The 14,336-nt window shown below is 36.2% G+C and carries 19 protein-coding genes and 2 pseudogenes; 11 read left to right on the top strand and 10 right to left on the bottom strand.

Features of this window, described 5'->3' with window-relative positions:
- Positions 1 to 107: 107 nt before the first annotated feature.
- Positions 108 to 411 (top strand): annotated as a pseudogene (locus F6K15_RS35190) (RNA-guided endonuclease InsQ/TnpB family protein); the annotation flags it as partial.
- Between the two features lie 83 nt (positions 412 to 494).
- Here F6K15_RS35190 and F6K15_RS35185 read toward each other — a convergent pair.
- The gene (locus F6K15_RS35185; RefSeq protein ID WP_293070350.1) at positions 495 to 830 is read right to left on the bottom strand and encodes a hypothetical protein; all 336 of its coding nucleotides are present in this window, start codon (positions 828 to 830) and stop codon (positions 495 to 497) included.
- A gap of 100 nt (positions 831 to 930) precedes the next feature.
- Here F6K15_RS35185 and F6K15_RS35180 point away from each other — a divergent pair, with 100 nt between their 5' ends.
- From F6K15_RS35180 to F6K15_RS35165, 4 genes are all read left to right on the top strand, one after another.
- The gene (locus F6K15_RS35180) at positions 931 to 1,182 is read left to right on the top strand and encodes a hypothetical protein (RefSeq protein WP_293070348.1); all 252 of its coding nucleotides are present in this window, start codon (positions 931 to 933) and stop codon (positions 1,180 to 1,182) included.
- A 448-nt stretch (positions 1,183 to 1,630) separates the two neighbouring features.
- The gene (locus F6K15_RS35175) at positions 1,631 to 2,137 is read left to right on the top strand and encodes an HNH endonuclease (RefSeq protein ID WP_363269394.1); all 507 of its coding nucleotides are present in this window, start codon (positions 1,631 to 1,633) and stop codon (positions 2,135 to 2,137) included.
- Between the two features lie 461 nt (positions 2,138 to 2,598).
- Positions 2,599 to 3,000 (top strand): alr0857 family protein, encoded by a 402-nt coding sequence (locus F6K15_RS35170; protein ID WP_293070345.1) that lies wholly within the window; start codon positions 2,599 to 2,601, stop codon positions 2,998 to 3,000.
- A complete protein-coding gene (locus F6K15_RS35165; protein ID WP_293070343.1) occupies positions 2,990 to 3,115 on the top strand; it encodes a hypothetical protein in 126 nt (41 codons plus the stop codon). The genes F6K15_RS35170 and F6K15_RS35165 overlap by 11 nt, the downstream gene beginning before the upstream one ends.
- A gap of 742 nt (positions 3,116 to 3,857) precedes the next feature.
- Here the strand turns inward: F6K15_RS35165 and F6K15_RS35160 are convergent.
- On the bottom strand, positions 3,858 to 4,145 hold the full coding sequence (locus F6K15_RS35160) for a hypothetical protein (RefSeq protein ID WP_293070341.1): 288 nt from the start codon (positions 4,143 to 4,145) through the stop codon (positions 3,858 to 3,860).
- 286 nt (positions 4,146 to 4,431) lie between these two features.
- On the opposite strand from F6K15_RS35160, the gene F6K15_RS35155 reads away from it, so the two are divergent.
- Positions 4,432 to 5,808 (top strand): NB-ARC domain-containing protein, encoded by a 1,377-nt coding sequence (locus tag F6K15_RS35155; RefSeq protein WP_293070339.1) that lies wholly within the window; start codon positions 4,432 to 4,434, stop codon positions 5,806 to 5,808.
- A gap of 573 nt (positions 5,809 to 6,381) precedes the next feature.
- Entirely contained in the window at positions 6,382 to 6,540 is a 159-nt protein-coding gene (locus F6K15_RS35150; protein ID WP_293070337.1) for a hypothetical protein, read from the top strand.
- Positions 6,541 to 6,719: 179 nt separating this feature from the next.
- Here F6K15_RS35150 and F6K15_RS35145 read toward each other — a convergent pair whose 3' ends face one another.
- Both F6K15_RS35145 and aroB read right to left on the bottom strand, forming a co-directional pair.
- Positions 6,720 to 7,235, bottom strand: coding sequence for a KilA-N domain-containing protein (locus F6K15_RS35145; RefSeq protein WP_293070335.1), 516 nt, complete (start codon positions 7,233 to 7,235; stop codon positions 6,720 to 6,722).
- A gap of 818 nt (positions 7,236 to 8,053) precedes the next feature.
- Complete coding sequence (gene aroB / locus F6K15_RS35140) at positions 8,054 to 9,166, bottom strand: 3-dehydroquinate synthase (protein WP_293070333.1); 1,113 nt, start codon at positions 9,164 to 9,166, stop codon at positions 8,054 to 8,056.
- An 82-nt stretch (positions 9,167 to 9,248) separates the two neighbouring features.
- Here aroB and F6K15_RS35135 point away from each other — a divergent pair, with 82 nt between their 5' ends.
- From F6K15_RS35135 to F6K15_RS35120, 4 genes are all read left to right on the top strand, one after another.
- The gene (locus F6K15_RS35135) at positions 9,249 to 9,350 is read left to right on the top strand and encodes a cytochrome b6-f complex subunit PetL (RefSeq protein ID WP_124144714.1); all 102 of its coding nucleotides are present in this window, start codon (positions 9,249 to 9,251) and stop codon (positions 9,348 to 9,350) included.
- Between the two features lie 271 nt (positions 9,351 to 9,621).
- Positions 9,622 to 9,774: a DUF29 family protein gene (locus F6K15_RS35130; RefSeq protein ID WP_293070328.1), complete on the top strand. Its 153-nt coding sequence runs from the start codon at positions 9,622 to 9,624 to the stop codon at positions 9,772 to 9,774.
- 125 nt (positions 9,775 to 9,899) lie between these two features.
- Positions 9,900 to 10,085 (top strand): DUF29 family protein, encoded by a 186-nt coding sequence (locus F6K15_RS35125; protein WP_293070326.1) that lies wholly within the window; start codon positions 9,900 to 9,902, stop codon positions 10,083 to 10,085.
- Positions 10,086 to 10,141: 56 nt separating this feature from the next.
- Complete coding sequence (locus F6K15_RS35120; protein WP_375341112.1) at positions 10,142 to 10,759, top strand: adenylate/guanylate cyclase domain-containing protein; 618 nt, start codon at positions 10,142 to 10,144, stop codon at positions 10,757 to 10,759.
- A gap of 88 nt (positions 10,760 to 10,847) precedes the next feature.
- Here F6K15_RS35120 and F6K15_RS35115 read toward each other — a convergent pair whose 3' ends face one another.
- From F6K15_RS35115 to F6K15_RS35090, 6 genes and pseudogenes are all read right to left on the bottom strand, one after another.
- Positions 10,848 to 11,783 carry a hypothetical protein gene (locus F6K15_RS35115; RefSeq protein WP_293070324.1) on the bottom strand — a complete coding sequence of 312 codons (936 nt, stop codon included), beginning with the start codon at positions 11,781 to 11,783 and terminating at the stop codon, positions 10,848 to 10,850.
- A 213-nt stretch (positions 11,784 to 11,996) separates the two neighbouring features.
- Positions 11,997 to 12,545 carry a PEP-CTERM sorting domain-containing protein gene (locus tag F6K15_RS35110; RefSeq protein ID WP_293070322.1) on the bottom strand — a complete coding sequence of 183 codons (549 nt, stop codon included), beginning with the start codon at positions 12,543 to 12,545 and terminating at the stop codon, positions 11,997 to 11,999.
- Between the two features lie 198 nt (positions 12,546 to 12,743).
- Positions 12,744 to 13,025 (bottom strand): hypothetical protein, encoded by a 282-nt coding sequence (locus F6K15_RS35105; RefSeq protein ID WP_293070320.1) that lies wholly within the window; start codon positions 13,023 to 13,025, stop codon positions 12,744 to 12,746.
- Positions 12,997 to 13,575, bottom strand: coding sequence for an efflux RND transporter permease subunit (locus F6K15_RS35100; RefSeq protein WP_293070318.1), 579 nt, complete (start codon positions 13,573 to 13,575; stop codon positions 12,997 to 12,999). The genes F6K15_RS35105 and F6K15_RS35100 overlap by 29 nt, the downstream gene beginning before the upstream one ends.
- A gap of 108 nt (positions 13,576 to 13,683) precedes the next feature.
- Positions 13,684 to 13,785, bottom strand: a pseudogene (locus F6K15_RS35095) (hypothetical protein); the annotation flags it as partial.
- A gap of 115 nt (positions 13,786 to 13,900) precedes the next feature.
- The gene (locus F6K15_RS35090) at positions 13,901 to 14,071 is read right to left on the bottom strand and encodes an IS200/IS605 family accessory protein TnpB-related protein (protein ID WP_293070316.1); all 171 of its coding nucleotides are present in this window, start codon (positions 14,069 to 14,071) and stop codon (positions 13,901 to 13,903) included.
- Between the last annotated feature and the right edge of the window lie 265 nt (positions 14,072 to 14,336).

The following is a 14,336-nucleotide window of genomic DNA, read 5'->3' as shown; positions in this document are numbered from 1 at the left end:
ACAACATAAAAAAGTAGCTGACAAGCGGGTATGATTTACCTGATCAAAACAGCCAATGAATTATGATCACTCATCTGAAGTTATTGCCCACGTAGACGCGGAGCGGCGTGCCGGAGGCAAACTTAAACATTAAAGGACTAGCAAAGACCCGTTTGAGTAAATCAATTAACGATGCGACTTGGGGGACAATTCCTGTCTATTTTAAATGTCAAAGCTGGAAATGCTGGACAGAAGACTATAGCAGTGAACCCCAAAAATACTAGCCAAGATTGCTCAAATTGTGGGTAAAAAGTCCCTAAAGGATTAAACATACGAACTCATTCTTGTCCGCATTGCGGCATAGTAATAGACCGCGACTTAAATGCGGCGATAAATATAAAAAATAGGGCGGTAGGGCCCAGACATCCTTAAAGCACGCGCTTGCCCGACGGGATACCGGGGCTACGAAACGAGAAGCCCACACTATAGCGCGAGCTTAGTGTGGGAGATGTCACTTAATCTTCCATACTATCAATACTAAGGGGCACCATATCACCATTATTCGTAAGTCCTAATAACATAGATTCATTTGCTCGTATCACTTTGCCAGTAAGCACACATCGTTCCTCCTGTTGGGCCGTTGCAGGTAGACTAGCTCGAATATCCGAATGGGAAAACTGTGGCCGATAATCTCCAGACTTTTGCTGGACATAGTTCCAGAGGATATCTCGAATCAAAGCTTGATAGCCCTTATTATTAGCTAGTCTTTTCAACCTATCCTTTAACTCCCTTTCCAAACGGATGCTAGTAACTTCCATATCAGTAGTTGAAGTTCTGGGAATTGTGTACATGATTTTTTTTCTCCTTAAAATTTTAGGTAGACATCTCTGTAATATTAGTGTAGTATAAAAAAGGTTAGATTTGAAACCCCAACTTTTTGAGAGTCTTGCTGTGAACCATTCATTTATTCAAGCCATCCCTCGGTCAAAAAACAACCTATTTAAGGGTTGTGGGGCTATTTCATGGCTGATGTTGGGAACAATATTATGTGATGGAAATGATTTTGGCATTGATTATGGAGGTTTAGATCTACTCGAAAAATTTAATAACTTTTTTCAGATTGAAGGGCCAAAGATTAGGTCAAATCAATTTCTCAGAAGCGGGAGGTACAGACAAAAAAAATCTGTACATAAGTCAGACTAAAAGGTATAAAAATCTTTTTTCTAGCCCCCGCTTCCGAATAAGTAGAAGCAGGGGTTGTTAGTTTTAGATAGGACCGGGAAATAGAAAAATAAAATTAATTTTTGAATTCGGACAATTAAAAAGCATTAACGCAGTTCAGCAGTCAGCGGTCAGCTTGGCGGGGACTGCTCAAACAGATAGCTAATTATATGTGCAAATTTTTAGGCTGAAGTGCTGAAGTGCTAATAGTTGATAGCTAGTAGAAGAGGGCGGGAATAACTAACCAGTTACAAAATCCTAAAAGCCTTACCAATCAATACTTTTGAGGGCGCCCTTCGGAGCTTGGCGCTAGCCAATGCCATTCGCCCCTACGACTTTTGACTTCCGCGTAGCGGCACCAGTTAATTGAAAAACCAGTTGCTATAAAAAATCTAAAATCTAAAATTTAGGAGGTAAAGCAGTGACCAGCATGACTCAAGTATTAAACCAATCTGTAGTCGTATTTTCTCAGAACTACTTACCCATGACCCGCGTAAATATCAAGCGGGCGATCGCTCTGTTGGTTACTGGCAAAGCTGAACCTCTAGATTTTGATAATGGTAGTGGCTGGCCTGTGCGTTCTCCTAGTTTGGTCTTATATGTGCCCGAACAAATTCGCCTAACGATGGCCTCCCAAGAACGAGTGTGGAAAGTTCCTCCAGTCAACCGTAGGGAAGTATTAAAGAGGGATCATCATCGTTGCCAATATTGCGGGACTACTAAACGTCTCACCTTAGATCATGTTATTCCTCGGTCTAGGGGTGGTAAACATAGTTGGGATAATGTAGTTACGGCTTGCGAAAGGTGCAATGCAATGAAAGGTAATCGTACTCCCGCTGAAGCAGGGATGAAATTATCACATCAACCGAAAACACCAATACATCCGACTATTGCATTTGCTGAACAGTTCTGGCGCGAACGACAACACGAGCTTTAGAAGGTTTTATTTTTTTTCTGAAGCAGACCTAAAAAGTTGTCTATAAGTTTCGTTAGTTCTAGGAAGCAACTAGAGCTAAATTTTGATGTCGTTATTTTGAGCAGAAAACAGTCAAAATAATGATCCGATACCAATTCACTTTAAAGATGTCAAAAATAGTTTCAAATTATATGTGTGAAATAATTTCCTGAAATTACTGTGGCAAAAAAGTTTGGAGTCTATAAAATCATAATGCATGACTTTTAAGTAAAGTTTGGAGTCTATAAAATCATAATGCATGACTTTTGACTTTTAACTTCCGTGAAACGGTATTTTGACTTCTGACTTCGTTAACTGATGTGCCAGATGTTGCTAACAAAACTAATTTCAATAACTGCAAAGAGTTTTGAGTTTTGAGTTATGGATTAATTACTCAATAACATCCGAAGCTCTTCCAATTAAAAAAGGAGAGACCACCGGGAATGCTAAAGTTAACTTATACTGAATCTGGTTTTTATATGGAGCGTTTGGCTCAATCTCCCGAACAGTTGATAGCACTGCGGGTAATCTTGGCTATGCGAGTTGGTCAAAAAATTGTAGTTGAACCAAGTTCTGCAGCTTTTTTGCTACCTGTAAATTTACCTGAGTTGTCGATGTTGGAGATGGCTGTGCAAAAGGAGGGTGGAGATGATATTGCCCTTTGTGTTGCTGATGATGAGTTTGTGGAAGTTAGTTTAGGAGGAACTTGGATAACTGTAGATCCAGAATATGAGAATGGAATTTTTATTACTGCATTGAGCAATCGGATTGAGTTATTACTTTTTAAGTTATGGCAAGCTACTGAGGCGAATGCGTCAGTGAGTCAGGAAGCAAGTGATTATTGAAATTGTCAATAGGCGATATATAAATGTAGGGATGTTCCATGGAACATCTCTACAAGAACTTCAGGCAATATTCTCTTTTTTGTCAGGAATGCGATCGCTAATTATCCAAAAGTAGTTTCAAATTAAAAATTAGACAAAAGAGGTAAACTATAGATTTAACTTATCGTTTCAGTAATTAAAATAAATAATTTTAATCAAACAAGATCTGATTTTCCCCAAATTATTACAAAATATTTCACACACTTGCGTTGTTTCAGCGATTTGGTATCATAGTTTGTACATAATATATTGTGCCAATTTTTTAGCTAAAAGTAAAAATTATTGTCTTTTAAAAGCTACAAGCTAGTATTTACGTTCATATCATCTCCAATATTCACATTTTTTGTCTGCTTGGATAACTTGAAAAAAACAAATTTCAGATAAGTAGAAGTGCTTAAGTAATCATAGCCATTGACGGATTAATTTTTATAAGGTAGGAAATCAGCCTAAAAACTGCTATTAAAGCCATTCATTCTGACTCCTGATATAATGATGAAGTATTAGCAGAAATTTATCAATACCGAGAAGAATTGGCTAAATCTTTTTATGATAATTTACAAGCTATAGTTGAAGATTAAAAAAAACAAGCTATTAGTGATATAAAAATTATTTCTGCGCCACTGAAAAAACCTGGTTGAGCAAAAAAATAAATATTTTAAGAATTAAGAATTATCGGTTGTTTTGAACAAAGTTTGAGCAAGACTTATCCATAGGAGTCACCTAATAAAAACTCTAAAAATGTGGGGTTTATCCTGCGGATAAGCTCCGCTAACGCTTCCTCAACCCAACCTACACAATTTCAGATTTTTGGTTCTAACTTAGTCTCTACCAAAATCGTAACAAAATACGTTACCGCCACTTCTAGCAACTTTTCTGCGACCTTTAGCTTCCCCAACATTCCTAGCTTCTTGAATTGTTTCCTCTGTTAAGCCAGCTTGCTTGGCTCTAATCTCTACAAGTTCTAAATTTTGGCGTTCAGCCTCAATTCTTTTCTGTCTATATTCATATGCCGAGTCAGTCTCGTTATTAGGGTAAGGTGTATTATATTCGCAGTAATAATTTGCTGATGCCTCCTCTACTTTTTTCAGAAGTCCTTGCTGTTTCATATTTGAAATACTTTCACATGATGAGGAGGAAAGAATTACCCCGACTAAAACAAATATTTTGACAATATTTAATTTACTTACGCTATACATAAAAGCAATTTTAATAGATGAACTTGGCTTAACTTTTATTCCAGTATAATCTTTTGTCTCCAGGCACAGCCAACGTAAAATATCCTATTAAATCTTATGTTTTATAGACGAATACTAATATTAAAGTCTGAAAATATCGTAAATTGCCGTGTAAAATCAAGCTATAATACCTAAAACTTAACTATATCTGGAGTTTATGGCTATTGCAGAGGTATTACAATTAGCAGATCGGTTAATTTTCGAGAAAACTGGTAAACACTTAGACGATCTTCAACAGGTAGTTATTCAAGGAGTCTGGCAAGGTAAAAGTTATAGTCAAATTGGAGAAGAATGTCATCGCAGTGAGAGTCGAGTTAGGGATGTGGGTTATAGATTATGGCAAATTTTATCCGAGCAGTTAGGGGAAGATATTAATAAAAATAATTTTCGTTCAACGATAGAAAGATTATTTATAAATTCATCCTTTATTAATTTGTTTAATCATAAAAATCATCACCATATTGTTAATTTCTGTTCGCCGATATCTGAGCAACCACAACAACAACCAGATATTGAAAATAAAGTTGAACCTAAATCCTGCTATGAAGATTTAGGAATAGCACCTAAAATTAATTTTTTTTATGGCAGAAACGAAGAACTGAAAATTATCTATGATTGGATATTTTTACAAAAAGCTCGTTTGATTAGTGTTTTAGAATTAAGTGGAATTGGTCAAACAACTTTAGTGAAAAGATTCGTCGATCTAAACAGTAATTTTTTTGATGTTCTGATGTGGAAAAGTTTAAGATTTCCTCAACCGTTAAATTTGCTTTTAACTGAAATATTCAAGAATTTTTATCTAGGAAATGATAGTGTCAGTCTTAATGAACAAACCTGTAGAAAGTTGTTTGATCTTTTACGCCAGAAAAAATGCTTAATTGTCTTGGATGACGTTCAGAATATTTTTACAGAAAAACAGTTAGCAGGACAGTATAAACCAGAATATAGAGATTACAAAACATTCTTGAAAATGATGACTGACATTGAACATCAAAGCTGTTTAATTTTAGTTAGTCAAGAGAAATTTCAAGAAATGAAATCTTTAAATGAGGAATTATACCCAATTAAAATTTTAGAGTTAACAGGTTTATACGAGACAGAACTTTTGAATCATCAAGATTTAGAGAATCCTGAATCTTGGTCTACCTTAATCAAACTCTATGAAGGAAATGCTTTATATTTACAGAATATAGCCGATTTAATTCAAGATGTATTTCAAGGCGATGTTTTGAGTTTTGTCAATGGGGACGAATTGATTTTAACAGAAGATTTGAAAGATATATTTAATTCATTATTCGATAAATTATCTAAGGTCGAACAAAAAATTATTGTGGAAATGAGTCAACAAAACCAAGAATTTTCCATAGAGACTTTAAAAGAACATTTATCCTTATCATCGACAGATGTGATTAATGGTTTACAATCTTTATCCAGACGATATATTTTACAAACAAATCCTCAAAATAAAAAAATGTTTCAACTTTCTCCAGTATTTCGAGAATATCTTAAACAAGGTAATAATTTTCATCTATGACAAAACTCTATTAACCTGAATTAATTCTAGTTTTAAGAACTTAAATTTTCGTCCGAAGCGACCGACAGGGTTTCCGGAGCATTCCGGGACGGAAAACTATCTCAAATCCTAATCTTTCGTACCTCGTGCGTAAGTCCTGATGATATTACAAGAGTTTCAGCAAAAGTTGATTTATTTACTTGAGATGTCTTTTATATTGATTAAATTTAGCGATCGCCAGTTAAAATCTTTAATTTTTTGTCAGGAATACCATTACAAATCATCAAAAGTAGTTTCAAACCCAAAATTAGACAAGGAGAGCAAGATATAGATTTAACTTATAAAATCAGCGATTAAAATTGTTTATTCTAATCAAAAAAACTCTGATTTTTCCCAGATAGTTACAAAATATTTCACCCACTTGCGTTGTTTCAGCGATATTGATTATTTCTCCAATTATTGTGGAACTCAGAAAATACTTTAACCGCCAAATTAGTTGATTTTCTGGCACAGAATTTAATGTGGATAAAAGTAAGGGATTAACGGGAAGATGTGATTTTATAATTAGTTAAGCAGTTAGAAGTCAGCGCTCCTGTGGTGACAATTGTTGAAGCAAAAAACGATAATATTAAATCTGGATTAGCTCAGTGTATTGCGGAAATGGTTGCTGCTCAATTGTTTAATCGACAGAAAAAAAATCAAATTTCTTGTATTTATGGAATTGTTACGACAGGAAGTAATTGGAAGTTTTGAAGGTTGATAGAAAATCAAATTGAGATTGAAGCAGGAGAGCATTTTATTGGGAATTTAGAATCTCTGTTTGGAATTTTAATTTATATCATTGAAAATAATTTTTCTAATTGATTATTTCGTAAAATATGGGGTATTATAGCGAGTTTAATATCAGTCAAGTACACTGCTGGCAGGCAAAATTACTCATGTAAAGAGACATTGTTAGATTCCAAATTCCTCATTAATTTACCAACTTCTTCAAAAACACACCATCTACCTTTTGGTAGTTTAGTTTTCTCTTCAAACAACCTTAAGCGTTCGTACCAAACACGTTGGTAAGGGTGCAATTTTATAGGTTCCTGAATAGCAGGTTTTTGATTTGTGAAAAGCCATTGCTCGACCCATTCAGACACCATCATTTCAAATTCAGGTGAAAGCCACATAGCAAAAGAAACAGCAAGCTTAGGATGAATCCAAACTTGTTGATTTTTACCTTCTCCTTTTTTTTCCACAAGATGATAAACCTCAATTCTTGTTTTATCGGACAAAAGCTCTATATATTCATTTGTTCTATCCTTTTCAAACCAGCTATTGGGGTTTTTATACTTTCCTGTTTTATTTTTGTATGCTCTCGCTAATTTAGTGGCATTAATATAACCGTCAGAATGGCGTTGAGTAACTACTAATTCCCTAACAGAGTGTTCAATGTAGTGCATTCTAATTTATCCTTTTTGAAATAATTTACTTAATTTGTAAAATAACATTTGTTTATAACAAATAAAAGCAAATATAGGTAGCATTTTCCGAACTGAAAAGTTCGTCAACTACTAATCATAGAATAAATTTTTACTGTGGGGATAATTTACTGTAATTTTAGTCTATGAAAAAATATTATTGATATCAAGCAAGTATCATTAATTAGCCATAATAAAATATTTTATCTGATAAATTTCTCCACTACTCCCTGTTACCTGTTCCCTGCTGCCTAAAATTTTTATTGTGGGTATTCAAAGATACATGATATGACACGAATTAACTCTCCTTTGAATATCTCAAATCCGCTAATAACTTTATAAATACAATGAGTAAAATTTTCCCAATAATGCTCCTATAGACAAATAATAATTCCAGCATAATTGGGATAGACTTAACGAAGTCAGAAGTCAGAAGTCAGAAGTCAGAAGTTATTTTTGTAACAGAAATTTGAGCAAAGCTCCAAAAATATTTCGCCTTAAAAGGCGGGGTGGTGCGACCCATATTATTTTGATAATTTGATTTTATATCTGTACGATTTCGAGTTAAAATCGTATAATTTTCTTTAATTGTAAAAACCAAAACTTACTCATCATGAAAGTGATGATTAAGTAGGTAGTTCAACAATTAATAATTAATAATTACCTCTCTTTGAAAACGGATAGGATTGACTCAAAGGAAAAATTTTTCTTGTTTCTTCTTGAAAGGAGAGGCATTTTACCTTAATTATTCGGTAAAACTAAACGTAAAATAACTACAGCAAGTAAATTTCATCAAACTATTATAAATTCTGACTTTTTCTTTCATTAATTCCTGCCAATACTCCTCTCAATACATCTGCACTAACCCGGTCTGTAATCTTGACCACACCCACCCCAGTCGGTAACACAAACCTAACTTTACCCGCTTTAACCTTTTTATCCGTCTGCAAAGAAATCAAAATTTCCTCAATATCCAACCCACTCGGCAACCTCGTCGGTAAAGCAGCCTTTTCTATCAAAGCTAACTGACGGCGATCGCTCTGTTCATCCCACATCCCCAACTCCACTGCCAACCGACTCGCAGCTACCATACCAATAGCTACTGCTTCGCCATGAGTCACCATAGTATAACCAGTCAAACTTTCCACAGCATGACCAATAGTATGACCGTAATTCAAAATTGCCCTTAATCCCGATTCTTTTTCATCTTTCCTTACCACATCAGCCTTACTTTGGCAAGACCTAATCAAGATTTCTTCTAATAATCCTGGCGTGAGATGATTAATTTCATCAAGCTTCTGACTATTCTCCATTTTGGCAAATAATTCCGCATCCCAGATAGTTCCATATTTAATAACTTCTGCCATTCCACCCCGAAACTCACGCACTGGTAAAGTCTTCAAGACTTCCGGGTCAATTAATACTAAACGTGGTTGATGGAAAGCACCGATGAGATTTTTACCTTGGGGATGATTGACTCCCGTTTTTCCCCCAATAGCAGCATCCACCATTGCCAATAGAGAAGTCGGAACCTGGACTACATTCAAACCTCGCAACCAAGTCGCTGCTGCAAACCCAGTCATATCGCCAACTACCCCACCACCCAGGGCGACCATTGTCGAAGACCGTTCCATACGGTGTGCTAAAGCTGTATCGTAGATAGTGTTTAGGGTTTGAAGATTTTTGTATTGTTCTCCAGCAGGGAGGGTGCAGTGAGAAACATCAAAACCCGCTTGTTCGAGAGAGGCGATCGCTCTAGAGCCATAATGAGCAAATATTTCTGGATTAGAGACCAGCAAGACCTTTTTGCCCAAGTTGAGAGGTTGCATTTTTTGGCCAAGTTGGTCCAGGTTGCCAGGAGTGATCGCTATTTCATAGGATTTGGAGGGTAGTTGAACGGTGATGGATGCCATGGATAATTTCAGACTTTGCTATTTTGAACATTAAATATTAGACTTAATTTTATAGTTTTATTGCCATTTTGGAGAAAAGTTAATGACTGTTGATGGAATTATTGCTTTCGTTGTATTGTTTGTTGGTGGTTTAGGTGTAGCTACTGTTTTAATGTTTGGCTTGCGTGCTGTTAAGTTAATCTAGAATTGTATAGTAAGCATTCAGCCGTCAGCTATCAGCTATCAGCTATTTCTTTTAGTAGGTGATAAAAGTTTTATTAATTGAGCTAGAAAAATCTGACTACAAAAGTCAGCTCCAAAGTCTATATTCATTTAAACCCCCTTTTTTTGCGCTCTAGCTAACAGCTAATAGCTGTTTGCGCAGCATTCCGCAGGAAATGCTTACATTGTATAGGTTTTCCCGTTAGACATTTTTTAATAGTTTAGCGGGAGTTTATAAAATACAAAAATAAAATATGAATAATCAAGTTACTGATTTAAAATTACTTGATGAGGCTGATTATTTTGAGTGGTTAGAAAATATGATTAAACTTCTAAATAATCGTCAATTAGAGAACATAGATTATGATAATTTAATTGCAGAGTTAGAAGCCTTGGGTAGAAGTTAAAAAAGCACGGTTGAAAGTTTCGTGACTTTAATTATTCAACATCTTTTATTTTATCAATATTGGGAAAAGGAAAGAGATGATAATTCTAGAATTGGCGGACAGAAATTTTAATATTTCGGACTCAGTTGGAACTAAAACTCACAACAAATTTACGGAATTATTTAATTGATAGATTGGATTATCTTTATAGTAAAGCCAGAAAAATTGCTCAAGTTAAATCGGAACTGAAGTTACCAGAAATCAACCCCTATACTCTCGAACAAATACTAGATGAAGATTGGCTACCTCAACAATTAATAATTAATAATTAATAATTAACTATAGTAATGCGGAGAACTTTGCTTTTATTAACAAGTATCTCGGTTATATGGAACCCCAAATTAAATATTATGGGGGGTTTATCGATAAATATATCGGCGATGCCATTATGGCACTATTTCCCAATTCTGTCAATGACGCACTTAAAGCAGCGATCGCCATGTTGGGAGAGTTGAAAAAATACAATTCAGATCGAGAACAAAAGAATCTCAAACCCATTCGTATTGGTATTGGTTTGCATACGGGAAACTTAATATTAGGCACAGTTGGAGGTTTTGGACGTATGGATGGCACAGCAATTGGGGATGCAGTTAATCTCTCTTCACGAGTAGAAGGATTAACCAAAACCTATAGAGTTTCGCTTTTAATTACCCATCAAACATTAGCACACATAGATAATCCCTTAGAATACGATTTGCGATTTCTCGACAAAGTAAAAGCCAAAGGAAAAGCCAAAGCAGTAGGTTTATTTGAAGTGTTTTCTGCCGACCCACCAGAACTCAAGGAAACCAAAATATTTACCAAAGAGAAGTTTGAAACAGCAGTGCTGTTATATCATGGTGGTTCTTTTGAGCAAGCCGCAAATCTATTTCAAGAATGCTTAGAATCTCATTCAGGCGATCGAGCTGCACGGGGTTATCTAGAACGTTGTAACCTTTATAATTAAGATTCTTGTTGTGGGATAATTTCCCCTCATGCTTTGTCAAGTTGAGCTTCCATTGATGAGGGTAATTAGTAGCTGTTTTTGTTATAAATTACTCGGTATCGCTGGTAATTTTGCTTACTGATTTGTGTTGCTTATTTTTGCGAAGAAGAGTTGAACCTGCACCTAGAGTTCCGAGGGCGAGTAAACCTAACACAGGAGTAGTTTCGGGAATGGAACAGGGTCCCACAATATTTCCTCCATCAGCGTGACATACTAATGCAGGGTCATATGAAAAAGTACCGCCTAAATCTACTGGGCCAATGTAACCATTCTGATCCTCAGAAAGAAGTGCATTTGGAAATTGCAGTAGAAGATTAGTTATCAACCCAGATGTATCTGTTGAAGTTACCGGAGAACCGTCCAATAACCCTAGTGCAATAGAACCACTATCAATAGTTTCAACAAAGTTGATACTCACTATATTTCCCAAACTAAAGGTGTCAGCAGAAGCGAGGGAGCCAGTAAGGCTAAAGTCTGTTACTTGAATTATTGCATTGCCGAATTCATCCAAAGCTCCAGTTTCATAAGTTATTTGTCCCGACTCTACTCGGTAAATTTGAGTTACTCCATTGTCTTCTAAAACTATTTCATTATTGTTAACATTATCTTCAAAAAAATCGAATGTAGTAGAACTTCCCATCCCATCTGAACCAGTAAGTAATGCCATTGGATTATTTGGAGGAGTTGGAGCGGTAGTTGGCCAAGGTATTACTTTGAAACTTTTTTCCCAATCCCATGCTAAATATATGACAGGAATTCTCCACACCCATGCTCCTGCAATTCGGGAGGAATGTTTTTCGTAGGGAACTATGCTTGCAGCTTCAACAGGTTTAAGTCTGAGCATTGTTAAACTTCCTAAAGCGATAATTGTCGTTGTCATAGCTGTCAGTGTTAACCTTGATAAAAAAGAAGTACGAGTAAAACTTTTAGACTGATAATTTTTCATAGTGAGATAAGTTTCAAAATTCAAAATCTTGTTCATCATACAGAATTTATGCTGTAGTGATCGCTCACTTTTCTGTTCACCTATCCGTTCATTTACTGATTCAAATTGTTCATTTTTCCGACAATTCGTTCAGATATATTCAAACTATTTTTGTGGACAGGACAGATAAAAATAGTGAAGTGTTGCTCGTTTTACCGATACTAACGCTCCATTATTAAAAAGTGATCTATTGTTAAGCCCAATAACCGTTTTCTAGCTTTTCTGTTTGCGCTTAAGCATTGAACCTGCGCCGAAAGAACCTATAGCTAAAAGACCCAAAGTAGAAGCAGGTTCTGGAATATCATGAGTAGCAGCTGTTATCACAGCGAATGGCTCAGTTTCCCCAGGAAGAACAACACTACCTTCCTGGAAAATATCATCTACAAATGTGAACGTGGCAATATCCCAAGCTTCGTTTTCTGGTTGTTCTGGTATAATACCATAAGTAATCTCAACAAACTTCTGAACTGAGCCATCAGGCAAAAACTCGAATTCTTTATGCCAGTCTATTATCTCCGCGCTGTCAATAACACCAAGATCATCTAGAGGTGCGTTAGAAATAACTCCTCCAGATCCCCATATTCCTTCTGGTGTCTCTTCCCCTTCCTCTAAATGAAAGGTAGCAGTTCCACTATTCCCCGAAAGTGTCTCCCAATCAAAAGTCCCCCAAAATGATACAGCAATTGTTGGTGCCTGGGCAGCGAGTAAGGTGATTGCTGCTGCTGTTGCTGCACCAATGGTCGTTAAGGCATTTTTGATCATAATTGCTTCTCCCAAAATTTTCGTATAGCAATGGAACTTGTTCTTATAGTTATTTATTATGACACAGTAATTCCACGGAGATCGCTCACCTTTCTGTTCACTTTCCTATTCAAATTGTTCACTTATCCGTTCACTTTCCTATCTAAATTGTTCACTTCTTGTTCAATTTAACTGCACAACTAAGTAAAATTTCTTATTTCAAGTACTATGGACAACATTATCTGGCAAAGTTGGACCAAGACTTGAACTATTCTGGGGTGCTTGGAAAAAATATTGTCTATAAATAAAAGCAGATTTAATCAAAGCCACTGAAAAATCTGGTTTAAATATTGATACCAATTTAAAAATCAAAATTATGGCCCTCAGTTGATAATTGTAGGGTGGGCCATGAAGACCAAAAATATAAGTTGTCAAAAGTATTAGTAGTTGAGCGATCGCCATTAAAGAAAAATCAAAGCCCAAAGATAAGTAAGTACGCACAGGGAACAAGATAAAGAGCAATAAGTGTCGAACCACCAACACCACCAGCGATCGCTATAGCTAAAGGAGGCCAAAATTCACCACCTTGTACCAATAACGGAACAAACCCAATCATTGTTGTTAAAGTTGTGGCCACCACATGACGAGTGGAACCCATAACCACTTGGCGAATAGCTAGACGGTTACCTCTAGATGCTTGGGAGTCTTCCAGAATGGCAGCCAAAACTACTACTGAATCATTAATAGCAATTCCCACTAAACCAAATGTACCGATGAGACTCATAAAACCAAAGGGGTAGCCAAATAACCATAAACTGAAAAATCCTAAACCAATGGCAGAAATAGCAACTATTCCAAGAATGGCAGTTGCTCGGAAGGAATTTAACGATAACACCAAAATTGAGGATGCTAACAGAAATATAACTGGCACCGTTGAAAAAAGACCTGCTTGAGCATCACCTTGCTTTTCTGACTCTCCAGCAATTTCAGACCAGTAACCAGATGGTAACTCAAAGCTTGAATCATTTAACAGTTGCTGCCATTCTGTCATTACTTCGGAAGGTAAAACCGTTCTTAGAAACCTACGATTATCTATATAAATCTATGATTATCTATAGATAACCTGTTCTATTCCTGTTTCATTCTGGCAACGTCGGCGTTATCCAGTCCACAAGCTGTCACGGTCGTTCGCGCTAGCGTTGCGGAGCAAACTGACCGCCTGAGCTAAATTTAAGGCTGCATTCAAGTCTCGTTCGCAACTAAAACGGCAATGTTCACACCTGAAAACACGCTCCGATCAAGACAGAGACTCTTTAACCTGACCACACCTACTGCAAGTCTTAGAACTAGGAAACCATCTATCAATGATGATTAACTCAGCAACCTAATAACTCACACTTGTACTCTAACTGTCTACGAAACTCATAAAAACCCATATCAGCAACAGCCTTAGCTAGCTTGTGATTTGACATCATTCCTGATACATTTAGGTCTTCTATTACTATCTGGCTGTGGTTTTTAGCCAAATAGGTAGTTAGTTTATCCAATGTATCTTTCCTGGTGTTAGCTATTCTATTGGGCTTTGTTGCACAAAGAGAGCTTAGAAGGTAAAAATAACAGTGCGTGGCACAACAAACCTAGACCAACATAGACATGAGTAAGTCCAAGTCCAAGTCTAAGTACCGAATCAGCAACTGGTCTGAGTATGATGCTTCCTTAAAACAGAGAGGGAGTCTGACATTTTGGCTCAATGATGAAGTGATAGAGCAGTGGGTAAACCAACAGAAAACTGGACGTAGGGGAGCATCTAAT

Source organism: Okeania sp. SIO2B3 (assembly GCF_010672525.1).
Lineage (GTDB): Bacteria > Cyanobacteriota > Cyanobacteriia > Cyanobacteriales > Microcoleaceae > Okeania.
This window is presented reverse-complemented; position numbering and strand designations above follow the sequence as displayed.